Origin of the sequence: Polaribacter vadi, assembly GCF_001761365.1 — a bacterium.
Taxonomy (GTDB): Bacteria; Bacteroidota; Bacteroidia; order Flavobacteriales; family Flavobacteriaceae; genus Polaribacter; species Polaribacter vadi.
In genome coordinates this window covers 841,641-865,100 of record NZ_CP017477.1, presented here as the reverse complement: position 1 = coordinate 865,100, position 23,460 = coordinate 841,641, and the positions used below count along the sequence as shown (strand labels likewise).

The following is a 23,460-nucleotide window of genomic DNA, read 5'->3' as shown; positions in this document are numbered from 1 at the left end:
TATGAAAAAGAAGTTATTATTTATACTATTCGTAACCATTGTAAGAGTTTATTTTGGACAGAATAACACAAGTACACCTTATTCATTATTTGGTTTGGGAGTAGAAAATAAAACAGCAACAGGAGGTTTAACAGGTTTAGGAAATACAGGAATTGCACAATCAAATCCGTTTGAAATAAATATTTATAATCCAGCTAGTTTGGGAAATATTTTGCAGAATTCCTTCTTATATGAGTTTGGTTTAAATGGAACCTATTCAACCTTGAAAACCAACAGCAAAAGTGAAAGTAGTACCAATGGAAATATATCACATATTGCAATTGCATTTCCTATTAGTAAAGGTTGGGGATTAAGTGCAGGACTTTTACCATATACAAAAACAGGATATAATATAGATGTGGAAAATGCCATTGAAGGTTCTACAGAAACTTATATTACTAGAATTACTGGAGAAGGAGGCTTGAATAAATTTTATATATCAACAGGTTTTAAAGTCTTTAAAAATTTATCTTTAGGTGCAGATGTTTCTTTTCTTTTTGGCTCCATAAATCAAGAAAGTCAACTTTTTACAGATTCTTTTGTTTCTATTATTGATGAAAACCATTATGGAGGTGTAAAATTAAAAACTGGCTTTCAGTATAAACTCCCAACTTTTAAAGGAATAGAAACGACTCTTGGAGGTACTTTAGAATTGCCAGCATCTTTAAGTGGAAATCAAACAAGAAATTCTTATAAAGAATCTTTTTCTGGAACTTCTATAAGTATTGAAGAAGAAGCTGAAAATGATTTAGAAAATTTTGAACTTCCATTTGCTTATGGAGTAGGAATCACCTCTGTAATAAATAAAAAATTTATAACAAGTTTGGATTATAGTAAATTAATTTGGAGTGATACCAATCAGCAACAAAATAATGAAAGCTATGTAGATCAATCTATTTATGCTTTTGGTTTAGAATATGTACCAACTAAAAATAAATTTAATTATTCATCTAACATAAAATATCGATTTGGTTTTAATTACAATACAGGATTTTTAAAAATATCAAATCAACAAATAGATAGTTATTTTGTTTCTATTGGTGTTGGTTTGCCAATGAAGAAGTTTAGTAATGATAATTTTAATATTTCGTATTCTTATGGAAAAGAAGGCACTTTAGAAAATAAATTAATTCAAGAAAACTTCCATAAGCTAACACTAAATTTAAACTTTGTGGGGAAATGGTTTAACAAAAGAAAAATAGATTAAATAAATAATAATCTTATACGTATTTTTGTTGAAAATTTTTTCTTTTGGATACCAATAATCAACAAACAACAAATCTTAATAAATATATTAGTTCTTCAGGAATCTGTTCAAGAAGAGAAGCCGAAAAATTTATAAAAGAAGGTAGAGTTTCCATCAATGGAAAACCAACTCAGTTAGGAAACAGAGTTGGCAAAAAAGATGTTGTAAAGTTAGATGGACGTTTGGTAAAACCAAAGGACGAAACACTTTACATCGCTTTAAATAAACCTGTTGGTATTGTTTCTACAACAGATGATAGAGAACCAAACAACATTGTAAAACATATTAATTATCCTGAAAGATTGTTCCCAATTGGACGTTTAGACAAACCATCTGAAGGTTTAATTTTCTTGACAAATGATGGAGATATTGTCAATAAAATTTTAAGAGCAGGTAACAATCACGAAAAAGAATATTTTGTTTCTGTTGATAAAACTATCACAGACGATTTTATCGAAAAAATGAGTAATGGAATTCCGATTTTAGGAACTGTAACTCAAAAATGTTTGGTAGAAAAAGTTAGTGCTAAAATCTTTAAAATTGTTTTAACGCAAGGTTTAAATCGTCAAATTCGTAGAATGTGCGAATATTTGGATTACGAAGTAACTAAGTTAAAACGAACCAGAATTATGAATGTAGAATTAGGGTATCTACAAGCTGGAGATTGGCGTGAATTAACAGAAGAGGAAATGAAAGAAATTAATGCAATGATTTCTGAATCTTCCAAAACGGAGGAAGCATCCAAAGTTAAAGAACCTGCTAAAAAGAAAGTTTTTAAGAAAAAATTAGCGCCAGCTAAAAACGATTTCAATAAAAAAAGTGCTTCTTTTAGAAAATCATCACCAAAAAATAGTAGAACTACAAGTTCTAAATCTAATTTTCGTAAAAAACGAAACTAAACAAAATCTTAAAAGTTTCTAAATTCCATTCCTTAGGGAAGGTTAGGAGGTGCTTTTTACTATATTTGCCACAATGAAATTCGACTTAAAAATTACCGATCCAAAAAGCAAAGCAAGAGCTGGAACAATTACTACAGATCATGGAGTTATAGAAACACCAATTTTTATGCCTGTAGGTACTGTTGGTACTGTAAAAGGAGTACATCAAAATGAACTGAAAAATCAAGTAAATCCTGATATTATTTTAGCAAATACCTATCATCTATATTTACGTCCTAAATTAGATGTTTTAGAGGCTGCAGGTGGTTTGCATAAATTTATGAATTGGGATAGAAATATCCTAACAGATTCTGGTGGGTACCAAGTTTATTCTTTATCAGGAAGAAGAAAAATTAACGAGGAAGGTGTAAAATTTAAAAGTCATATAGATGGTTCTATGCACTTTTTTACACCAGAAAATGTGATGGAAACTCAAAGAACAATTGGAGCCGATATTATTATGGCTTTTGATGAGTGTACACCTTATCCTTGCGATTATAATTACGCAAAACGATCTATGCACATGACTCATAGATGGTTAGATAGATGTACAAATCACTTAGAAAAATTGCCTTTTAAATATGGATTTGAACAAACATTTATGCCAATTGTTCAAGGAAGTACTTATAAAGATTTACGAAAACAATCTGCTGAATATATTGCGAATTCTAACCAAAAAGCGAATGCAATTGGCGGACTTTCTGTTGGTGAACCTGCAGAAGAAATGTATGCAATGACAGAAGTGGTTACAGAAATTTTGCCAGAAGATAAACCTCGTTATTTAATGGGAGTTGGAACCCCTATAAATATTCTTGAAAATATTGCTTTGGGAATTGATATGTTCGATTGTGTAATGCCAACCAGAAATGCTAGAAATGGAATGTTATTTACAGCTCATGGAAGCATCAACATTAAAAATAAAAAGTGGGAAAAGGATTTTTCTCCAATTGATGAAATGGGAATTACTGAAGTAGATACCTATTATTCTAAAGCATATTTGCGTCATTTATTTGTTGCAAAAGAAATGTTAGGAAAACAAATAGCATCGATTCATAACTTAGGTTTTTATGTTTGGTTAACACGTGAAGCAAGAAAACACATTATAGCTGGAGATTTTAGAGAATGGAAAGATAAAATGGTAAAGCAAATGGATAACCGACTTTAAAATTGTAGATAGTTTTTAAGTAGGCAGTTTGCAGTCATCAAAATAAGGATATCAAATTAGAGATTTTAAAATAAAAAATAAAGCTGCGCTTTTGAAGATAATTGATTGGTACATATTAAAACGATTTCTGGTAACTTTTTTCTTTACCTTATTAATCTTGATTCCTATTGCTGTAGCAATTGATATTTCTGAAAAAATAGATAATTTTTTAGAACATGCAGATTTAGGCTTTTATCAAATAGTAGATGAATATTATAAAAATTTCATCATCTATTATGCCAATACTTTTATGCCTTTGGCGTTATTTATTGCTGTTATTTTATTTACTTCAAAATTGTCTAACAACACAGAAATTATTGCAATTAATAATGCAAAAGTTTCATTTACAAGATTTTTATATCCGTATTTTATTGGTGCTACTTTAATTACAATTTTATCTTTAGTAATGAATCATTTTGTTGTTCCCAAAAGTAGTACTACTAGAAAAAAGTTTGAAAAAGAATATATAAATAATAGAAGGCAACAACAAGAATTTAAATTTGTAAGCGATTTTAGCCTTCAATTAACAGATAGTACCTATATTTTTATTAAAAATTTTAATACAGAAAGCAATGCTGGTTACGACTTTACTTCAGAATTATATGATGGCTTAGAGTTGAAAACAAAATTGGTAGCAGATAATATTAGATATAATAAAAAAGATTCAACTTTTACTGTTCAAAATTGGCGTTTGCGTAAAATTTATAAAGACAGAGATAGCATCTTTTCAGGAAATAAGATTGATACTGTTTTTAATTTTACACCTAAAGATTTAATTTACAAATCTGCATTATCTCAAGAAATGACTTCAGATGAATTGTATAAATTTATAGAGGTTTCTAAAAAAAGAGGAGTTAAAAATTTAAATGCTTATTTGGTTGAGTTTCATAAAAGAACAAGTTTACCAATAGCATCTTATATTTTAACAATTATTGCAGTAGCTTTAGCTTTTAGAAAAAGAAGAGGAGGTACAGGAGTAAATTTAGCAATTGGAATTGGGTTAATGTTTGTATACGTTTTCTTAATGAAAATTTCTGAAGTTTTAGGAGCTGTTGCTGGTGTTAATTCACTTTTATACGTTTGGATGCCAAATATTTTCTTTGGTTGTGTGGCTATTTATCTTTACTACAATGCTAGAAAGTAAATTAAAAAACTACCTATTATTACATCTTATTGTTTTTATTTGGGGTTTTACAGCAATTTTAGGTGCCTTAATTACGATTGATGCAATTCCATTAGTTTTTTTTAGAATGGGGTTGGCTGTTTTTTTTATCAGCATTTATTTTATATTCAAAAAAAAATCTTTTCAAGTTGATAAAAAAGGATTAGTAAAATTTTTATTTACAGGAATTATCATTGCTTTACATTGGATTTTTTTCTTTAAAGCGATAAAAGTTTCTAATGTTTCTGTAGCTTTAGTAACCATGAGTACAGGTGCTTTTTTTACATCACTCATAGAACCTATTTTTTTTAATAGAAGAATTAAAACGTTAGAAATTATATTAGGTTTAGTTGTGATTTTGGGATTGTATATTATATTTAATTTCGAAAGTCAATACAAACTAGGAATTTTATATGCACTTATATCATCTTTCTTAGGATCATTATTTGCAGTTCTAAATGGCTTGTTTATCAAAAAATATGATGCTTCAAGAATCTCATTGTATCAACTTTTATTCGGAACTTTATTTGTTACAGTATATCTTTTAATTAACAATAGGTTTTCAGCTTCATTTTTTATTTTACCAAGTATGGATTGGGTTTATCTGATTGTGCTAAGTAGTATTTGTACAGCATACGCATTTATAGCTTCTGTAAAAATTATGAAGTTTATATCTCCTTATACAGTAATGCTTACCATAAATTTAGAGCCTATTTATGCTATAATTTTAGCCTTATTTATTTTTGGTGATAAAGAAAAAATGAATCCAGAATTTTATTTTGGAGCCTTTATCGTTTTAGGAGTTGTTTTATTTAACGGAATTATTAAAAATAAATTGGTAATAAAGCAAAAAATTAAGGAAAGAGTAAAATCAAAAAAGTAGTGCTATTTAGCATAAAAAAGTAAATTTTGTAGTATGTTTGTTAATCAAAATAGATCATCAAAATAACTACATAATGGAATATTTAGATTTCGAAATGCCAATAAAAGAGCTTGAAGATCAGCTACAAAAGTGTCAAATTATTGGAGAAGAAAGTGAAGTAGATGTAACAGCTACTTGTAAAAAAATAGAAAAAAAATTAGCAACTGCTAGAAAAGATATTTATAAAAACTTAACACCTTGGCAAAGAGTTCAATTGTCAAGACACCCAAACAGACCTTATACATTAGATTATATTAAAGCAATTTGTGGAGATACTTTCATGGAACTTCATGGAGATAGAAATGTAAAGGACGATAAAGCCATGATTGGTGGTTTGGGTAAAATTGGTGACCAATCTTTTATGTTTATTGGTCAACAAAAAGGTTTTAATACAAAAACGCGTCAATTCAGAAACTTTGGAATGGCAAATCCTGAAGGATACAGAAAAGCTTTGCGTTTAATGAAAATGGCAGAGAAATTTGGTATTCCTGTTGTTACGTTGTTAGATACTCCTGGAGCATATCCTGGTTTAGAAGCAGAAGAACGTGGTCAAGGAGAAGCAATTGCAAGAAATATTTTTGAAATGACTCGTTTAAAAACGCCAATTATTACAATTGTAATAGGTGAAGGAGCTTCTGGAGGTGCCTTAGGTATTGGAGTAGGAGACAGAGTATACATGATGGAAAATACTTGGTACACAGTTATTTCGCCAGAATCTTGTTCTTCAATTTTATGGAGAAGTTGGGAGTTTAAAGAGCAAGCTGCTGAAGCTTTAAAATTAACAGGAACTGATATGAAAAAGTTAAAGTTAATTGACGGAATTATTAAAGAACCAGTTGGTGGTGCACATGCAGATAGAGCAGGAGCTTTTAAAGCTGTTAAAGAACAAATTATTGCTTCTTATGCTGAATTAAAAGATTTAATAGACGAAGAATTAGTTGCTAAAAGAATGAATAAATACGCAAATATGGGTGTTTATAAAGAGTAGTTTTTAGTTTTTTAGAGACAAGAGACAAGAGACAAGAAAATAAAAAAAAGCCTAATTCTTATATAAGAATTAGGCTTTTTTTTATTTCGTAATCTTCAATCTTCAATCTTCAAACTTCAAACTTCCATCTTCAAACTTCCATCTTCAAATTTCAAACTAAATCCCTAAAGAATTAAACATCGATTTTAGTGCTGGATCAGAAGGTCTAGGAGCATTTGCATCCACAATATTTCCATTCGGATCTATCAATATAAATCTTGGAATTCCGTTTATTTGATATGCTTGTTGAAAAGAATAATCTTGTCCAGACCAAAGTTGAACTCCACTCATATTTCTAGCTTTTACAAAATCTCTCCATTTTTTTTCTGCTGCTTCCCAAGAACCACCACTTCTTTGAGATTCATCTGTAGAAACACTAATAAACTCTATATTTTTATTATGATATTCTTTTTCTAAAGTTTGCAAATATGGAATTTGCTGAATACAAGGACCACACCAAGTTGCCCAAACATCTATATACACATACTTTCCTTTATAATCATCTAAAGAATTTTTACCACCTTTTATGTTGATGTAATCTTCAAATTTTGGAGAAGGTTTACCAACACCCATAATTTGATTTTGTGCATAAGCATTATCAAAATAAGTAACTAATTGCTCATTTTGTTGCTTTACAGAAGCATATAAAACGCTATCTAAATTTTTGTGAGATTCTAAAATACTGTCGTATTCAAATTTTAATTGGTCTACTTTTTTTCTAAAAGCGTCCTCTTCTAAATTTAAAATTAGTTGAGGATTTCCCATTTCTTGACTTTTTTCTATTTGAGCCAACACAAAATTACTGTTAGAAGAACCTTCACCAGAAAATTTGAAACTAGTCATAAATTTTTCTGAATCGCCATTTAAAACAATATCATAACCGTTTTTTAAATAAATTGGCGCTCTTTTAGTATCACTTGTTTGGATTGTGTAAATTTCTCCTTGATCTGTTTTTAATTTTAAGGTGTCTTTAAAAGAACCATTTTCATTAAATTTAATCGTTTTTAAAATACCTTCTCTACTAACAATAGTAAGAGTTGAATCTTTATTATTTTCTAAATTTCCAGACAAGGTTACATAATCTTTTGGCTTTTCTTGGCTACAAGCAACCATCATTAATAAACCAAAAAGGAGTGAGCTTAATTTCTTCATTTTTAAAATTTCAAATTAAGTGCAAATATAAAACTTTAACATGCAAAAAAATAGTTAAAATCAGTTGTTTTATAAGCGATAATAAACAATTCTAAAAATGAAATATGAGATTTTAAAACTGTAATATTTCTATAATTTAAGTTGCAATTTTAATTCTTAAACAACATCTACAATACTAATTCCATTACTTTTTTTCGTAATTTTAATTTGAGTCGGAATTCTTTCTTTTAAGTTTTCTACATGCGAAATAATACCAATCATTTTGCCTTGAGATTGCAAAGTTTCTAAAGTAGAAATTACAGTTTCTAAAGTATTACTATCTAAAGTTCCAAAACCTTCATCAATAAAAAGTGAATCTATTTTTACGTTTTTACTTGCCAAATCAGACAATCCTAAAGCTAAAGCCAAACTAATTATAAACTTTTCTCCACCACTAGAAGTATCTACCAATCTTGCTTGATCCGTTTGATAATGATCAATTAAATTGAAATTCAATTCTTCTTTTGGCTTATAATCTTGCTCCATTTTTAAAGAATAACGCTTATTTAAATTGAACAAATGAACGTTTGCTAAATCTAATAAATGCTTTAAAGTTAAACGTTGTACGTACACATTAAAAGCCTCTTTTGAGTTCCCAATAATTTTATATAAATCTCTCCAAACATTACAAATTGCTGTTTGTTCATCAATCTTTTTATAGATTTCTTGATTTCTATTTTTAATTTCTTGGTCTTTTCTAAAAGCTTCTTTTATTTCTCCTTTTTCTGCAGATAAAGTATCTTTTTTAGTTTTTAAACCTGTTAAATTTTGTTTGATTTGCTCTTCAGAGATTTCAAAGTTTTTGGAGGCATTTAAATTTTCTAAAGCTTTTAAATTAGTTTCTTTTAATGTTTTTAGTTTGATTTGTTTTTCTTTAATTCTATCTTTATGTTGTGTGAATTTTAAAATTTCTTCTTTAGTCAATAATGCTTTTTCTATATCTTGTTTAGATTGGAAATCACTATTTTTTAGTTCAGATTCAAGTGATTTTTGTAAAACATAAAGTTCATCTTTTAAAGATATTTGAGCTTTATTATTTTCTGCTTTTAACGTTTCTCTTTCATTTTTTGCATCAATATATTTCTGTAATTTCTTTCTAATTTTATCTTCTTTTTCAATCAATTCTTTACTTGCCATCTGTAAACTTTCTCTTTTACTTTCTACGGATATATTTAGAGGTAAAATATTTGATCGTTCATTTTTTAAACGCACAATGTTGGATTCACTATCTGTGTCATTTTTAACATATTCTTTATAATTCTCAATGAGTCTGTCTAATTGTTTTTGTATCGAAGCCAATTTATTAGTAGAAATAGTAACTTCAGATTTTAATTTTTCAAGATTTTTTTGAGCTGTATTATATGTAAGAATTGATTTTTCAATCTTTTCTATAAATGAATTGATTTGTTCAATAGTTGGTAATTCGAAATTGAATTTAGACAATTTTATTGTTAAATCATTTTCTAAACCTTTACAAATTTCCGTGCTTTTTTCGATCGATTTTTGCTTTTCACGAATCTCTAAAGTTCCATTTTTGATGTTTTCTTGTAAAGTAGCATCTTTTGTTTTTAATAGATCAAAAGATTGATTTTGTTCTTTTAAAACTGTGGATATTTTATCTTTTTTAAGTTGTAAGTTATGCGTAAATTTTATCTTGTCTTCTAATAGTTCTAATTTTTTAGATGATGAGTTTAATTCAATATCAATTTTGGTAAAATCTTTTAATTCGCAATCAATTTCTAAAATATTTGCTTTTTGGTGAATCGATTTTAATGTCTCATTTATCGAACTTATTTGCTTTGATAAACTATCAATTGAAGTAGTTAACTTAACTTCAGTTTTATCAAACTCAGCTTTAGAATCTTCTAAATATTTTAATTTTTCTTTTCTATTATTTAGCTCAATTTCAGATTTTGAAACACCAATGGTTTCCAAATTTTTTGCAAAAGGATGATTTTCAGAACCACACAAACCACAAGGTTTTCCTTCAACTAAATTCCTACGATCTTCTTCATATTTAGCAATACTTTTTTCTAAATCTAAAATTTTTGCAGCATCAGCAACCGATTTTTCTTGAATTTTAATATCTTTTATTAAAACATCAATTTGTTTTTTAGTTGACTCTAACTCCGTTAAATAGTTTTTATTTTGAATTGATATTTTAGCCAATTCTTTTTCTTCTTTTACAATTTCTTCAGATAAGCTTTTAAATTGCTTTAAATCAGTTATTCTTAAAGAAGTCTTTTTTTCTTCGGATAACAAATCGCTTAAGTTGTATTTTTTTAAATCGTTGTTAATTTGAGTAATTTCCTTATCAAGAATCTCAATTTCTTGTAATTTTTGATTGAGAATTTCTTTGTTTTTTAAAAATTCAGCGTTTGTAATTTCTATGTTTTTTTTCTTTTGAGAAACAGTAATTACACTTTCATTTAAAGATTCTTTGTTTGCTTTTAAAGTCGTCAACTCTTTTGTCCAGTTAGAGATTTCTTTGTGAACGTCTTCTAAATATTGATGTTCAGAAATATACTTTTCATCAACAATAATTTTTGTTTCAGTTTCCAGTAAATCTTTAGAAATGTTGGTCTGCTCTTTTTTGGATATTTCAATTTGCGAATTTAATTCTTCTAATTGCTTTTTAGTTTTTTCCTTATTTTCAATTTCATTTTTAATCTGATTGTCTAATTTTGTAATCAAATCGAACTTTGGCAACCAAGAAGAAAATGTTTTTTCTGCATTTTCAACTTCAAGAATTTGCTGCTTAGAAAGTGTTGTTAAACGTTCAATTTCAGGAGCTAATAAGCCAAGTTGTTCTTCTAAAACTTTTAATTGATTTACTTTTTCAACAGAACTTTTTTCATTTCTATTAAAATTCTCAATGATTTCTTTAAAAGGAGAAGCTTTTTCATTGAGTTCTAATAACTCAAATTCTGTTTTATGATTTTCAAAATCGGCTTTTATTTCCTTGGCTGATTCCTCTAATTTTATAGTTTCGTTGTTTAATTCTTTAGATTTTAAATACCAATTCACAATCAACTGAATATTCTCTATTTCTTTATCAGATTTTATAAGTTCAACATCAAGTTCTTTATCTTTTTTAATCAGTTCAGATTTTCTTTCTTCGGATAAAATGTCATCAGCATTAATCTTGGCTTGAATTTCTTTTAAAGCATTTTCTTCATTAGATTTTCGTTCTGAAATCGCTAAACCAATTTTTTTATAAATTTTCTCTCCAGTAATTTGTTCTAACAATCTTCCTTTTTCAGGGCCTTTTGCTGTTAAAAAAGAGGCAAATTCACCTTGAGCTAGCAACACAGATCTTAAAAATTGATCATAATCTAATTGCGTAACTCGAATGATGTTTTTGATGAAATTTTTCTTCTGAGAAGCTAAATTTTTAGAAGTCGTTAAGTTTTTTAAACTTACTTCTTCTTGTGGATTTTTTAAGATTTTTCCTGTATTAGAAGCTAAACGAATTCCCCAAAAAGCTTCAAAAATGTTCTTTTCATTTTCGAAAGTTACTCTTGTAAAAGCATCAGTTGCACCATAACTCACAACATCAAGTAAAGTAGCTTTTGTACTATTAAAACGAGGCACACTATGATACAAGGCAATTGTTATAGCATCTAAAATAGTAGTTTTTCCTGCACCTGTAGAACCAGTAATTGCAAACAAACCAACATCTTTAAAATGCTCATTCTCAAAATCGATTATAATTGGCGAATCAGATTTTAAGGAATTTATATTTTGTAATTCTATTTTTAAAATTTTCATAACAAGTCGCTTTTATTGATTTTTAACACTTTGTAAAATTTCATTAAAAGCATCCCAAATTTGTGGATTTTCCTGCAAGTCAAAATTCATTTCCTCGCATTTTAATTTAAAAACTTCAGTTGGGTTTAATTCTTTAATCGATTTTGTTTCTTTCAACAATTCCTCAATTCCTTTTTGCTTTTTTTGGTTTTTTAAGGAAATTTTTAAAATTTCAAAAGAATATTTTTCAGCTTCTTTTTTTAAATCATCTGTATTTATGGTATGGTCTTCTTTCAAAACAATTTCTACCCAAGGAGTTAAACCAAACGAATTAGAAATAATAGTTGGAAACAAATTCATACATTCTTGAATAGTTCCAGAAAGTCGATAAAATTCTCGAAAATTAGGGAGAATCACATCATCAATAGTCGTAATTTTATTATTTTCTGTTGATAAAACTTTTATCTTTTTATCATAATTAACTTCGCTAAAACTTAAAATATTTGGAGAACCAGAATATTGAATTTTTTCATTTCCACCAATAATTTGAGGCCTGTGTAAGTGTCCTAAAGCAACATAATCAAAATAAGTAGGAAAATCATTAGCGCCAATGTGTCCTAAAGTTCCCACATAAATATTTTGTTCGCTGTCAGAAACTGATCCTCCAGTTGCAAATAAATGACCCATTGCAATTACAGGAGCATTATTTATATTTATTTTTTTGCATTCTTCAGCTGCAGATTCATAATGATTTATCAATGCTTTTTTGTATTTATCAGTTAAATCTTCAAAAGATTCTCCTGCAACTGCACGTCTAATATCTCCATCTCTTAAATAAGGAACTGCAGCAATAATCAATTCTTCACTGTTAATATTGAGTTTGAAAACTTCATCTTCAATATGTTCAGTGGCTTTACCAACTACTTTTATAGAAAGTGCATTTAAAATATGTTTTGGCGCGTTTAAAGTTCCTGGAGAATCATGATTTCCACCAGTAATTATAATCGATTTGCAACAAGTGTTATTCAATTTTACCAGAAAACTATAATACATTTCCAAACTCTGATTGGATGGAGAGCCTGAATCAAAAATATCACCAGAAATTAAAAGCACTTCAATTTTTTGAGTGATGATGTAATTTTCAATCCAATTTAAAAACAAATTTTGTTCCTCAAATTGAGATTGATCATGCAATCTATGTCCTAAATGCCAATCTGCTGTGTGAAGTATTTTCATCGCTCTTTTTTATGCTTAATTCAATTTCAAGTTAAGCGAAGTTATAGGTTTATGATAAGAAATTCAAGCTGAAAACTACTTTTCATCAAAAAAAAATCCTAAACCAAAAGGTTTAGGATTTTTAAATCATATATAATATTTTAAAGAAAATGTTACGCAATCATAGTAACAGGATTTTCAATAAACGTTTTTAAAGTTTGTAAAAACTGAGCACCAACAGCACCATCAACAGTTCTGTGATCGCAAGTTAATGTTAAATTCATCGTGTTTCCAACAACAATTTGTCCGTTTTTAACTACTGGTTTTTGCACAATTGCACCTACAGACAAAATTGCAGAATTAGGTTGATTGATAATTGATGTAAAATTATCGATACCAAACATTCCTAAATTAGAGACTGTAAAAGTACTTCCTTGCATTTCTGCTGGCGAAATTTTCTTATGTCTTGCTTTACCTGCTAAATCTCTAACAGAAGCACCAATTTGCGTTAAGCTTAAATGGTTTGTGTGTTTTACAACAGGCACTAATAAACCATCATCTACAGCAACAGCAACACCAACATGAATATGAGAATGATACACTGTATTATTATCTGTCCAAGAAGTATTTACTTGTGGATGTTTTGCTAAAGCCATTGCACACGCTTTTACAACCATATCATTAAAAGAAACTTTAACATCTGGAATAGCATTAATAGTTGCTCTGGAAGCCATTGCATTATCCATATCAACTTCAATATTTAAACTGAAATCTGGTGCAGAGAATTTAGAGTTTCCTAAAGATTTTGCAATTGCTTTACGCATTTGAGAATTCTTAACTTCTTCCGATTTTTCTTCTCCAGAAACTGAAAAAGAAGGAGTAGCAGCACTAGATGCAGGAGCAGGAGATTCAACTTTTACAGTAGCTGAAGGTGTGTAATTTTCTACATCCTTTTTTATAATTCTACCATTTTCTCCAGAACCAGTTACATCTGCCAAATTAATTCCTTTATCAGAAGCTATTTTCTTCGCTAATGGAGATGCAAATATGCGTCCTCCAGAATTATTTGTAGTTGTATTTGCTGTTGAAGTTGTTGATTCTTCTTTAGTCTCTTTTTTATCTTCGGCTTTTGTTTCTTTTTCTTCTTTTTTGTCAGAAGAAGTTTCTTTTGTTTCAGAAGAACCTGAAGCAGCTCCACCATTTTTAACAATTGCATCGACATTTGTTCCTTCAGGACCAATAATTGTCAATAAACTATCTACAGGAGCAGTTTCACCTTCTTGAACACCTATGTAAAGAATTGTTCCTTCGTAGAAACATTCAAACTCCATAGTTGCTTTGTCAGTTTCAATTTCTGCTAAAATATCTCCTTCTTCAACTTTATCACCAACTTTCTTTAACCAAGTAGCAACTGTACCATCAGTCATGGTATCACTTAAACGTGGCATAGAAATAACAGTAACTCCTTTTGGAATTTCAACTCCTTCAGAAGAAGAATCTTCTTTTTTTTCGTCTTTAGAAGTAGCTTCAGAAGTTTCTTTTTTATCAGAACTTTCATCATCAGTTTCCTTATCTTCTTTAGTATCAGCATCACCTTTTAAAAGTGCAGAAATATCTTCTCCTTCTTCACCAATAATAGCTAATAATTTATCAACAGGTGAAGTTTCTCCTTCTTGAATACCAATATGTAATAAAACACCTTCATGAAAAGATTCAAATTCCATGGTTGCTTTATCAGTTTCAATTTCTGCTAAAATATCGCCTTCTTCAACTTTATCTCCAACACTTTTTAACCATTTTGCCACAACACCTTCTTCCATGGTATCGCTTAAACGCGGCATATTTACAACTGTAGCCATATTTTATTTTATAAAAGGATAATCTTCTTGTTCATAAACCATATCATACATCTGTTGAGTTTCAGGATATGGAGAATCTTCTGCGAACTTTTCGCATTCTTTTACTTTCGCCTTCACTTCTTTATCCATAGAAGCAATTTCTTCTTCTGTAGCATACCCTTTTTCTAAAATAACTTCTTTTATTTGGGTAATTGGGTCTATTTTCTTGTATTCTTCAACTTCGTCCTTAGTTCTATAATGTTGTGCATCAGACATTGAGTGACCTCTATATCTGTATGTTTTCATTTCTAAGAAAGTTGGTCCATCTCCACGTCTTGCTCTTTCAATAGCTTCGTCTACAGCTTCTGCAACTTTAATTGGGTTCATAGCATCTACAGGTCCACAAGGCATTTCATATCCTAAACCAAGTTTCCAAATATCTGTATGATTTGCAGTTCTAGCAACAGAAGTTCCCATTGCATAACCGTTATTTTCAACAATAAAAATTACTGGTAATTTCCATAACATTGCCATGTTAAAAGCTTCGTGCAAAGATCCTTGTCTTGCAGCACCATCACCAAAACAACATAATGTTACAGCATCATTACCTTTATACTTATCAGCAAAAGCTAAACCAGCACCTAAAGGAATTTGACCACCAACAATTCCATGACCTCCATAAAAACGAAATTCTTTAGAGAAAATATGCATAGAACCACCCATACCTTTTGAGGTACCTGTAGCTTTACCATACAATTCTGCCATAACTTTTTTAGGATCTTCGCCCATACCAATTGGCTGTACATGGTTTCTGTATGCTGTAATCATTTTATCTTTCGATAAATCCATAGCATGCAAAGCACCTGCTAAAATAGCTTCTTGCCCATTATACAAGTGCAAGAAACCTCTTACTTTTTGCTGAATGTAAACAGATGCTAATTTATCTTCGAACTTACGCCAAAAAAGCATGTCTTTGTACCAATCTAAATAGGTTTGTTTGGTGATTTCTTTCATTTAATAATGTGTTGATTTGTTTAATCGTTTAAACAGTTTCTAAATTTATCTATAATACAAAAATAACTGTTTTAAGTAGAATAAAAAAACAAGGTTTTACGAATTTAGCGAAAACGTTTGCGCTAACTTTTTATTATTTGTCTTTTGCAATAATTAATGTTGCTTTTGCGCCTGTTGCTAAATTCCATTCGTTAGATGAAATTAACATGCCAGCATCATTAAAAACTTTAAAAGCAGCAGTGTTTGGACCAGAAGTACCTTGATTTAAGGCTTCAATCACAATTTTATTAATACCAACCTCTAAAGGAATATTAAATTTCTGATAATTTTGCTCTAAAGTTAAATTGTAAATAACTGGAACATCGTTTACATAAATAGTAACTCTATCACCATCAGGATACTGATAATCTCTACAAATAATATTTACACTTTTAGAATCTGACCTAAATGTACCTAAATCTTGATCTATTTTAGGAATAATATATTGACCATTAATTTTTTTAAACGATTTTAAAAAACGCTGTTCGTTTAATTTTTCTTTGGTTAAAATTCCTTTATTATTCAATTTATCTTCTTCTTGTTTCTTTTTTAATTTCGCATTTTCCTTGTCAAAAGCTTCTTTAAAACCATTTGTGCCATCAATTTCTAAAGATTTTGGTTTGGTGGCTTCTTTAGAGTTATTTAAAATAACTGCTTTTGTTTTACCACCTTCTTTTGAGCCTTTGTTAGAGTCTAATTGTGCGAATATGGTTGCCGATAAAAATAGACAACTAATTGTAAAAAAGAATTTTAAATGTGATTTCATACGAATATATTTACAGCCATTATAGTACAAATATAATGCCGATTTTTATTGATGTTCTTTACAAACTGTTAAAAATTATTATTCAACAGGAAAATTAAAATAAGTGTTTCTAAAAGGTTCATTTCTTAATGTAAAATGCCACCATTCATTTTCATAAGGTTTAAAATTATTTTCTAACATCACTTTTCTTAATAACATTCTATTTTCTTTTTGTTCTTTCGATAAATTTGAATGTAAAGGATGTGATTGAACTCCGAAAAAATCATAAGGACTTCCCATATCCAATTCTTTGCCAGTTTTTACATCAATAATTGTTAAATCTATTGTGCTTCCTCTTGTGTGTCCAGATTTTGAGGCAATATATCCTTGGTTAAATAATTGCGATTTTGGCACTTTTGGGTAATATTCTTGCTTCATTAAAGTATCACTCAAAACCTTTGCCCATTTCACAAAATGATTTACAGCTTCTTGTGGTCTGTATGCATCAAAAACTTTTAAACTTAATCCTTTTTTTAAAAGTTCGGTTTGTACTTTTTTAAGTTGATGAGCAGCTTGCTCTGTAATAATTACACAATTATTTTTATAACCATCAATTTTTCTACCAATAAAATTATTGTTGCTTAAATACCGTAATTCTTTTTGAATTGATGCATCAACATCTTCTAAATAAACAAAACCATTAGGCAGTTTTTGCGCAAAATTTAAAGTACTATAAGCGAAAATATATAAGAAAAGTATTTTTTTCATAGTTCAAAAATACTAAAAAAGGAGGGAAGTTTAATAGGAACTATATCTGGCATAAAAATATTGGAAAATACCATAAGAAATAAAACCTAAAGCCATAATTGCCATTAAAATATCACCAAAAGATAAGCTATGCAAATAACTAAACATTTCTTGAGTTCCTTTTATTTTACCTGGATTTTTGGTTGAAGCTGCTTTGTAAATAAACCATGCAAATATTAAAAACGAAACACCTCTTGAACCAATTCCGAATTTGCCAGATTTTTCTAAGAAACTAAAAGATTCTATGTTTTTTGATTGCTTTATATGTTTCAGATAGCTTTTTTGATACACGATATAAAATTGATTCAATGCAGAAAATAATACGATAATTGCCAAAGCATAAATAATATATTCGCCATTTTCTATTTGTAATACTTTGGATACCATTGTTTCTTTTGAAACATCATTACTTGAAATATTAAATACTTTATAAAGAATTGATACTGCAAAAGAACCATAAATAATTCCTCGTGTAAAAAAATCGATGCTTAAAAAATACTTTGTTTTATCATCTTTTTTCTTGAGTACTTTATAAGCTTTAAAAAATCGCCAAACTGCATAGGCTAAAATACCAAGCCCAGTAATTGCTAAAAGCATTTTACCAAAAATTTGATCTTGTAAAAAAGTAATGACACCATTTTTATTCGCTATTTTTCCACCTAAATTTAAAGCTGCTAAAAAGGTTAAAATCCCTAAAACTATATATAGAAACCCTTTTGTATAAAAACCTACAGTTCGTATTTTTTGCATCATATTTAAAAATATAAAAACAAAATTAGTGTTAAAAGATGTTTGTTTCTAATACAATCAGTTTAAATATGAATGTTTTTCAAATAAATAGCTAATTTTGCATCTTATGAACGAACTTACCTTAACAACTCCAGCACTTTTATTTTCGGCAATTTCTTTGATTATGCTTGCGTATACAAATCGTTTTTTGGCTTATGCTTCAGTAATTAGAAGTTTGCATGATCGTTATTTAAAAGAAAAAGACGATTCGCTTTTAAGACAAATTAAAAACTTAAAATTGCGTTTAAACTTGACAAAATTTATGCAAATTTTCGGAATTACAAGTTTGTTATTCTGTGTGTTAACGATGTTTTTAATTTTTATAGGGTATGCTGTAATTGCAGTCTATGCTTTTGGTTTAGGGTTAGTTTTACTATTGATTTCATTAGCTTTGTTAATCAAAGAAATTCAAATTTCTACACAGGCTTTGCAACATCACATAGCAGATATTGAAGAATATTTAGAGAAAAAGTAAGTTTTTTTGATCGAAATTATAGCTTTGTAAAATGTTCTCAAAACCAAATTTCTAAAAAAGATATTTCACTAACACTAAAGTTGATTTCTCTAAATCAATTGAATTTTAATTATTATTTCATTTTTAAAAGTGGATGATTTAAACCATTTACTTCATTTTTAATAACTTCAAATTTTTCGATGTTTGCAAAGAGTTTTGTTAAACTTTTAAAACCATAACTTCTTGGATCAAAACTAGGATCTATTTTTCTAAGATTTAAACCTAAGGTTGATATATGTGCTTTTTCTTCTTCATCTGTAGAAATATCAAAAGCTTTCATTACTGTTTTCCAATCATCTTTAGAGAGTCTTAAATTAGGTGTAACTTCTTTTGTTTTTTTAGTTGTTGTCTTTTTAATGGTTTTCGATGCAGAAGTTGTTTTCTCATCATTTTCCTCATTCTCTTCAGCTTCTTCTTTTAAGTTTTCGGTAAACGTAAAAACTTCGCAAGATTTTACAAAAGCAGTTGGTGTTTTTTTCTCTCCAATTCCCATAACAAATAAACCTTCTTCTCGAATTCTTTTGGCAAGACCAGTGTAATCGCTATCGCTAGAAACAATACAAAAACCTTCTGTATTTTTGCCATGTAAAATATCCATAGCATCAATAATTAAAGCACCATCAGTAGAGTTTTTACCAGTTGTGTAAGAAAATTTCTGAATAGGAGTAATGGAATGTTGGTTAATAATTGCTTTCCAACTATTCATTTGTTGCGATGTCCAATCACCATAAATCCTTCTAATAGTTGCTTTTCCGTATTTAGAAACTTCATCAATAATTTCTTTAATTAGTTTTGGTTGAGCATTATCACCATCTATTAATACTGAAATATTGAATTTATTTTCCATCTTGTTACGAAGTTTTAAGTTTTTTTATATTGATTGAAAGAACAATGAGACTATTTTTAGCTAAATAATTACGATAATCTTTAATGTATTGTTGAACATGAAAGTTAGTAAATAAAAATCAGATAAAACAATTGTGGTAATTTTAATATTTATTCGAAACTTAGCAATTCAATTAATTCTTTATTTAGCTTTTAGTTCTGCAAGCTCTTTCTCTAAAGTTTCTGCTTTTTCTTTAAACTTTTGCATCGCATTTTTTAGTTGACCAACCTTTTTTAGTAAGTCATCATCTTGAATCGCTATATAAGTTATCTCGTTATTTTTGTTCTTGATTTTTGATTTTCCACCACAAGTTGGGCAGTTTGCAACATCACTCATTTTAGTTTATTTTTAATTTAAAGCTCTCCATCATTTTTAAAGGAGTAGCATGTTTTCTTCCAGTAGCTTTTTCAAAATCTGATGCTACATCATTGGCACCTTCTTTTATTCCTTGGTAAATTCCAGCAATTACAGTTCCAATAAAATCGCCTAATGCCGCTTTTCTTTCTTCTAAATAATCTTTCTCTGAAACAGGATTGAAAACCAATTTTGTGTTAAACACTTTATTGATGTAATTTGTTAATTCAGTTTGCGTAATTGCTTCTCCAACTAAATTATATGTATTTCCATTATGTTTGTTTTCAACTAGCATTTTTGCATACGCATAGCCCAATTCTACACGACTTGTATACGCACATTTTCCATTTTCAGCGCAATTTCTTATTTCGCCTTCTTTTATATAGGTCTCTAAGTATTCCAAATCTGGCTCAATATAAATTCCATTTCTACCAATTACCCAATCTAAACCAGATTCACGAATATCTTTTTCTGTTTGTCTGTTGGTTTGTACTATTGGGCTAAAGGCATTATTTTCTTCAGCTCCAATAATACTTGTATATACAATTTTAGCAACACCATTTTTTTTTGCGGCTTCAATTACATTTCTATGTTGCTCAATTCTTTTTTGTGGCTCGTCCATTCCTGAAACTAAAAGCACAGCATTTACCCCTTGTAAAGCAATTTCAAAATCGGATTTATTGTTGTAATCTCCTTTTCTTATTTCCACTCCTAAATGGGTTGCTTTTTCTGGTGTTCTAGCAATTCCAATCACATTTTCTTTTCCAATTTCTTTAATTAAGTGTTTCACAATGGAAGCACCTAATTTTCCACTTGCTGATGTTACTGCTATTTTCATATTATTTTTTTTAGTTTTTAGATGAAATAAAATCTGTTGGTTTAACTTAAAGTTAATAAGTGATACATATATTCTAAATTAAACTTGTTTTACAGCTGTTTCCATCTGTATTTCTGCCATATCTAAAAGCATTTTATTGTCTGTTGGTTTTAAGATAGATAGTTCTGTGCACGATAATATTACAGGATTTATCTCAGTATATTTTTGAATAATTGAATGATACTTTTTCACCAAATCATCAGTTTCTGATTCGTTATAAATTCGTTTTCTTATTTCATCAATAAAAACCATATCTTTTTCATTTGGGAGAAGTACCTCAATGCCATTTTCCTTAAATTGATTTTTGATATAATCGGATTTCATACTAAATAAGGAGCCAAACAGAACCACTTTTTCCCATCTGTTTTCTTTGATTTTTGCAATGCTTAGATGAACAGGATGTAGGATATTTTGAGAAATATTCAATCGATCAATAGTTTCATGAAGTGTAATGTTTGGAATCAATAAATAATCAATATTTAAATTTTTTATTTGATTGATATAATAAGAAACTGCTGCATCTAATTTTTCTGAAACAGCAGGTAAAAGTGAATTAATTACATCAAAATTTGCATTTAAAAGTAAAAACGGGCATGTACTATAACCTCCATTTTTTTTATTGTAAATGTTATTTAGTCTCTTTAAATAAAAGGAAGTTGATCTACTTCCAAGACCTAATATTGCAAGTTTAGTTTTAACCATTCTGTTAGTTTCTATTCAAAATATAATCAGCAAAATAAGCTTTACTATCCATAATTTTAGTTTTTAAACTAAAGTCTGTATCTGTGATGATTTTTTGAATCAATTCATCATTATATTTTCTAGATATTTCAGTGTGAATTTTTTCTCCTTTTGCAAAATGATAGGTTTTATCAATGGCTTTAATTTCTATAGATTGATTTGCTGTACTCATTATAAAGCTTTTTGCAATTCCTTCTTTTTCATCATATTCTGGTTGATGTTTAAATTGCTTAATATCAAAATTACCATCTAATTCTTTATTAATTCTATCTAACAAATTAAGGTTGAATTTTGCAGTTACTCCTTTACTATCATTATAAGCTGGACCCACAATTTCTTTCGATTTTATCAAATCAACACCCAGCAATAATTTATCACCCAAATTAAGATTTGTTCCTAAATTATAAATGAATTTTGAAGCTAATTCATCATTCATATTTCCGATGTTAGAACCTAAAAATAATATTACTTTTGGTTTTTTACTTGTTTTTAAGGAGTCTAAAACTTCAAAATAATCTCCTTGTTGTGTTTTTATAGATAAATCTGGAATCTCAGTTTTTAAATCTTCTTTTAAAAGTGATAAAGCATTCGAAGAAATATCAATTGGTAGATAATCAAAATTGTATTTTTTATTGACTAATACTTTTAGTAATTCTTTTGTTTTTAAACCATCACCAGCTCCTAATTCAATTAACTCAAAATAAGAATCTTTTTGAATATCAAAAGAATTAATAAGTTCTTGAGTTTTGTTTTTAAAAATATCAAACTCACATCTTGTTAAATAATATTCTGGAGAATTCATGATTTTAACAAAAAGAGCGTCTCCTTTTTCATCATAAAAATACTTTGAAGGTAACGTTTTTGGGTTTGCATCCAAACCTTGTTGAACCTCTTTTTTAAATGTATTTTTCATATTATTTCGCTAATCTTAATCCAGTAAATTGCCATCTGTCTGAAGAATGAAAAAAGTTGCGATACGTATTTCTACTATGATTTTTAGAAGTAGCCACAGATGCACCTCTCAAGACCATTTTATTACTCATAAATTTGCCATTATATTCGCCAACAGCTCCATTTTCTTTTTCGAATCTTGGGTATGCTAAATAGGCACTGTTGGTCCATTCCCAACGTTTTCCCCAATCTAAATTGTTGGAAGCAATTTCCCATTCAAATTCGGTTGGTAATCGCATTCCTTTCCATTCTGCAAAAGCACTAGCTTCGTAATAATTAATGTGTGACAGGATAGCATTTTTATCTACTTTTTGCAATCCTGCAAGTGTGTAATAATGCCATTCGTTATCAATTTTATGCCAATACATTGGTGCATTTATTTTATCATTATTAACCCAAGTCCAACCTTCATCTAACCAAAAATTAAAATCTGAATATCCTCCAGAATTCATAAACTCTAAGTATTCTCCATTTGTAATTAAGTGATTGTTTATTTCAAAATCATCTACATAAACTTTGTGAACTCCTAATTCATTATCATAACAAAAATCGTTTCCTTGATAACCAATTTCATAAATGCCAGCTTTTATTTTTATTTTTTTTGTATCAATATTACTGTCTTTTACTAAATTAAATGCTGAATCTAAACTAGGTAACAAAGGATTATGACCCAACATATATTTAACATCTGTAATAAGTAATTCTTGATGTTGTTGTTCATGATTTAAACCAAGTGTTACTAAATCTATCACTTTTTTATCAGCAATATCTTTTAGAAATTCTTGCATTTTTACATCTACATATTTTCTGTAATCTAAAACCTTACTAGTACTTGGTCTAGACATATTACCTCTGTTGTTTTGTAAAATTCTCTTACCAACATTGTTATAGTAACTATTAAAAAGGTAATTAAAGTTTTTATCAAACTCTTGATAGTCTTTTACCTGATTTTTTAGAATAAAAGTTTCGAAAAACCAAGTTGTATGTGCTAAATGCCATTTTGCAGGACTCGCAAAGTCAACTACTTGAATTGCATAATCTTCTATTTCTAAAAGACTACAAAACTCAATAGTTTTTTGTCTTATTTGCTGATAATTTTCCAGTAAACTCATTTATATTTTGGTTTTATATATTCTTTTTTAGTAAACATATTTTTGTTTTCTGTTGATTTTAAAAATATAGAGACCAAGATAATAATTATAGCTTTAAAA

21 protein-coding genes are annotated in these 23,460 nt (G+C 28.6%); 7 read left to right on the top strand and 14 right to left on the bottom strand.

The features are described from left to right. Nucleotide 1: 1 nt before the first annotated feature. The 6 genes from bamG (at nucleotide 2) to LPB03_RS03885 (ending at nucleotide 6,499) form a co-directional block, all read left to right on the top strand. Nucleotides 2-1,246: a BamG family beta-barrel-assembly machinery protein gene (gene bamG, locus LPB03_RS03910; RefSeq protein WP_065319179.1), complete on the top strand. Its 1,245-nt coding sequence runs from the start codon at nucleotides 2-4 to the stop codon at nucleotides 1,244-1,246. A 44-nt stretch (nucleotides 1,247-1,290) separates the two neighbouring features. Then, on the top strand, nucleotides 1,291-2,184 hold the full coding sequence (gene rluF, locus LPB03_RS03905) for a 23S rRNA pseudouridine(2604) synthase RluF (RefSeq protein WP_065319180.1): 894 nt from the start codon (nucleotides 1,291-1,293) through the stop codon (nucleotides 2,182-2,184). A 73-nt stretch (nucleotides 2,185-2,257) separates the two neighbouring features. Then, nucleotides 2,258-3,388: a tRNA guanosine(34) transglycosylase Tgt gene (tgt, locus tag LPB03_RS03900; protein ID WP_065319181.1), complete on the top strand. Its 1,131-nt coding sequence runs from the start codon at nucleotides 2,258-2,260 to the stop codon at nucleotides 3,386-3,388. 91 nt (nucleotides 3,389-3,479) lie between these two features. Then, nucleotides 3,480-4,571 carry an LptF/LptG family permease gene (locus tag LPB03_RS03895; RefSeq protein ID WP_170324207.1) on the top strand — a complete coding sequence of 364 codons (1,092 nt, stop codon included), beginning with the start codon at nucleotides 3,480-3,482 and terminating at the stop codon, nucleotides 4,569-4,571. After that, on the top strand, nucleotides 4,558-5,472 hold the full coding sequence (locus LPB03_RS03890) for a DMT family transporter (protein WP_065319182.1): 915 nt from the start codon (nucleotides 4,558-4,560) through the stop codon (nucleotides 5,470-5,472). The genes LPB03_RS03895 and LPB03_RS03890 overlap by 14 nt, the downstream gene beginning before the upstream one ends. 73 nt (nucleotides 5,473-5,545) lie before the next feature. Next, a complete protein-coding gene (locus tag LPB03_RS03885; RefSeq protein ID WP_065319183.1) occupies nucleotides 5,546-6,499 on the top strand; it encodes an acetyl-CoA carboxylase carboxyltransferase subunit alpha in 954 nt (317 codons plus the stop codon). Between the two features lie 156 nt (nucleotides 6,500-6,655). On the opposite strand, the gene LPB03_RS03880 is transcribed toward LPB03_RS03885, so the two are convergent. From LPB03_RS03880 to LPB03_RS03845, 8 genes are all read right to left on the bottom strand, one after another. Beyond that, nucleotides 6,656-7,690, bottom strand: a complete 1,035-nt coding sequence (locus tag LPB03_RS03880) for a TlpA family protein disulfide reductase (protein ID WP_065319184.1) — start codon at nucleotides 7,688-7,690, stop codon at nucleotides 6,656-6,658. A gap of 156 nt (nucleotides 7,691-7,846) precedes the next feature. Continuing rightward, nucleotides 7,847-11,500, bottom strand: a complete 3,654-nt coding sequence (locus LPB03_RS03875) for an AAA family ATPase (RefSeq protein ID WP_065319185.1) — start codon at nucleotides 11,498-11,500, stop codon at nucleotides 7,847-7,849. Nucleotides 11,501-11,512: 12 nt separating this feature from the next. Next, on the bottom strand, nucleotides 11,513-12,715 hold the full coding sequence (locus tag LPB03_RS03870) for an exonuclease SbcCD subunit D C-terminal domain-containing protein (RefSeq protein WP_065319186.1): 1,203 nt from the start codon (nucleotides 12,713-12,715) through the stop codon (nucleotides 11,513-11,515). 152 nt (nucleotides 12,716-12,867) lie between these two features. After that, nucleotides 12,868-14,553, bottom strand: a complete 1,686-nt coding sequence (locus LPB03_RS03865; RefSeq protein ID WP_065319187.1) for a dihydrolipoyl dehydrogenase family protein — start codon at nucleotides 14,551-14,553, stop codon at nucleotides 12,868-12,870. 3 nt (nucleotides 14,554-14,556) lie between these two features. Then, the gene (gene pdhA, locus LPB03_RS03860) at nucleotides 14,557-15,546 is read right to left on the bottom strand and encodes a pyruvate dehydrogenase (acetyl-transferring) E1 component subunit alpha (protein ID WP_065319188.1); all 990 of its coding nucleotides are present in this window, start codon (nucleotides 15,544-15,546) and stop codon (nucleotides 14,557-14,559) included. A 133-nt stretch (nucleotides 15,547-15,679) separates the two neighbouring features. Then, the gene (locus tag LPB03_RS03855) at nucleotides 15,680-16,351 is read right to left on the bottom strand and encodes a hypothetical protein (RefSeq protein ID WP_065319189.1); all 672 of its coding nucleotides are present in this window, start codon (nucleotides 16,349-16,351) and stop codon (nucleotides 15,680-15,682) included. 78 nt (nucleotides 16,352-16,429) lie between these two features. After that, complete coding sequence (locus LPB03_RS03850; RefSeq protein ID WP_083187143.1) at nucleotides 16,430-17,098, bottom strand: M15 family metallopeptidase; 669 nt, start codon at nucleotides 17,096-17,098, stop codon at nucleotides 16,430-16,432. A gap of 30 nt (nucleotides 17,099-17,128) precedes the next feature. Further along, nucleotides 17,129-17,890: a DUF1206 domain-containing protein gene (locus LPB03_RS03845; RefSeq protein ID WP_065319190.1), complete on the bottom strand. Its 762-nt coding sequence runs from the start codon at nucleotides 17,888-17,890 to the stop codon at nucleotides 17,129-17,131. A gap of 103 nt (nucleotides 17,891-17,993) precedes the next feature. Between LPB03_RS03845 and LPB03_RS03840 the strand changes: the two genes are divergently transcribed. Next, entirely contained in the window at nucleotides 17,994-18,401 is a 408-nt protein-coding gene (locus LPB03_RS03840) for a DUF2721 domain-containing protein (RefSeq protein ID WP_065319191.1), read from the top strand. Between the two features lie 112 nt (nucleotides 18,402-18,513). Here the strand turns inward: LPB03_RS03840 and LPB03_RS03835 are convergent, their stop codons facing one another. From LPB03_RS03835 to egtB, 6 genes are all read right to left on the bottom strand, one after another. Beyond that, nucleotides 18,514-19,287, bottom strand: a complete 774-nt coding sequence (locus LPB03_RS03835; RefSeq protein WP_065319192.1) for an NYN domain-containing protein — start codon at nucleotides 19,285-19,287, stop codon at nucleotides 18,514-18,516. A 180-nt stretch (nucleotides 19,288-19,467) separates the two neighbouring features. Then, nucleotides 19,468-19,662, bottom strand: coding sequence for a hypothetical protein (locus LPB03_RS03830; protein WP_065319193.1), 195 nt, complete (start codon nucleotides 19,660-19,662; stop codon nucleotides 19,468-19,470). A gap of 1 nt (nucleotide 19,663) precedes the next feature. Then, entirely contained in the window at nucleotides 19,664-20,518 is an 855-nt protein-coding gene (locus tag LPB03_RS03825) for an SDR family oxidoreductase (protein ID WP_065319194.1), read from the bottom strand. A 78-nt stretch (nucleotides 20,519-20,596) separates the two neighbouring features. Then, nucleotides 20,597-21,259, bottom strand: coding sequence for an aspartate/glutamate racemase family protein (locus LPB03_RS03820; protein WP_065319195.1), 663 nt, complete (start codon nucleotides 21,257-21,259; stop codon nucleotides 20,597-20,599). A gap of 4 nt (nucleotides 21,260-21,263) precedes the next feature. Next, nucleotides 21,264-22,211: an L-histidine N(alpha)-methyltransferase gene (locus LPB03_RS03815; protein WP_065319196.1), complete on the bottom strand. Its 948-nt coding sequence runs from the start codon at nucleotides 22,209-22,211 to the stop codon at nucleotides 21,264-21,266. 1 nt (nucleotide 22,212) lies between these two features. Next, nucleotides 22,213-23,361, bottom strand: a complete 1,149-nt coding sequence (gene egtB, locus LPB03_RS03810) for an ergothioneine biosynthesis protein EgtB (RefSeq protein ID WP_065319197.1) — start codon at nucleotides 23,359-23,361, stop codon at nucleotides 22,213-22,215. Nucleotides 23,362-23,460: the final 99 nt, after the last annotated feature.

Bases quoted from the DNA above. Each gene is read 5' to 3' on its own strand.
- pdhA (WP_065319188.1), bottom strand. From the start codon at position 15,546: ATGAAAGAAATCACCAAACAAACCTATTTAGATTGGTACAAAGACATG.
- LPB03_RS03840 (WP_065319191.1), top strand. From the start codon at position 17,994: ATGAACGAACTTACCTTAACAACTCCAGCACTTTTATTTTCGGCAATT.
- LPB03_RS03830 (WP_065319193.1), bottom strand. From the start codon at position 19,662: ATGAGTGATGTTGCAAACTGCCCAACTTGTGGTGGAAAATCAAAAATC.
- LPB03_RS03885 (WP_065319183.1), top strand. From the start codon at position 5,546: ATGGAATATTTAGATTTCGAAATGCCAATAAAAGAGCTTGAAGATCAG.
- LPB03_RS03820 (WP_065319195.1), bottom strand. From the start codon at position 21,259: ATGGTTAAAACTAAACTTGCAATATTAGGTCTTGGAAGTAGATCAACT.
- LPB03_RS03870 (WP_065319186.1), bottom strand. From the start codon at position 12,715: ATGAAAATACTTCACACAGCAGATTGGCATTTAGGACATAGATTGCAT.
- LPB03_RS03855 (WP_065319189.1), bottom strand. From the start codon at position 16,351: ATGAAATCACATTTAAAATTCTTTTTTACAATTAGTTGTCTATTTTTA.
- LPB03_RS03865 (WP_065319187.1), bottom strand. From the start codon at position 14,553: ATGGCTACAGTTGTAAATATGCCGCGTTTAAGCGATACCATGGAAGAA.
- LPB03_RS03845 (WP_065319190.1), bottom strand. From the start codon at position 17,890: ATGATGCAAAAAATACGAACTGTAGGTTTTTATACAAAAGGGTTTCTA.
- LPB03_RS03880 (WP_065319184.1), bottom strand. From the start codon at position 7,690: ATGAAGAAATTAAGCTCACTCCTTTTTGGTTTATTAATGATGGTTGCT.
- LPB03_RS03850 (WP_083187143.1), bottom strand. From the start codon at position 17,098: ATGAAAAAAATACTTTTCTTATATATTTTCGCTTATAGTACTTTAAAT.
- egtB (WP_065319197.1), bottom strand. From the start codon at position 23,361: ATGAGTTTACTGGAAAATTATCAGCAAATAAGACAAAAAACTATTGAG.
- LPB03_RS03825 (WP_065319194.1), bottom strand. From the start codon at position 20,518: ATGAAAATAGCAGTAACATCAGCAAGTGGAAAATTAGGTGCTTCCATT.
- tgt (WP_065319181.1), top strand. From the start codon at position 2,258: ATGAAATTCGACTTAAAAATTACCGATCCAAAAAGCAAAGCAAGAGCT.
- LPB03_RS03835 (WP_065319192.1), bottom strand. From the start codon at position 19,287: ATGGAAAATAAATTCAATATTTCAGTATTAATAGATGGTGATAATGCT.
- bamG (WP_065319179.1), top strand. From the start codon at position 2: ATGAAAAAGAAGTTATTATTTATACTATTCGTAACCATTGTAAGAGTT.
- LPB03_RS03875 (WP_065319185.1), bottom strand. From the start codon at position 11,500: ATGAAAATTTTAAAAATAGAATTACAAAATATAAATTCCTTAAAATCT.
- LPB03_RS03890 (WP_065319182.1), top strand. From the start codon at position 4,558: ATGCTAGAAAGTAAATTAAAAAACTACCTATTATTACATCTTATTGTT.
- LPB03_RS03815 (WP_065319196.1), bottom strand. From the start codon at position 22,211: ATGAAAAATACATTTAAAAAAGAGGTTCAACAAGGTTTGGATGCAAAC.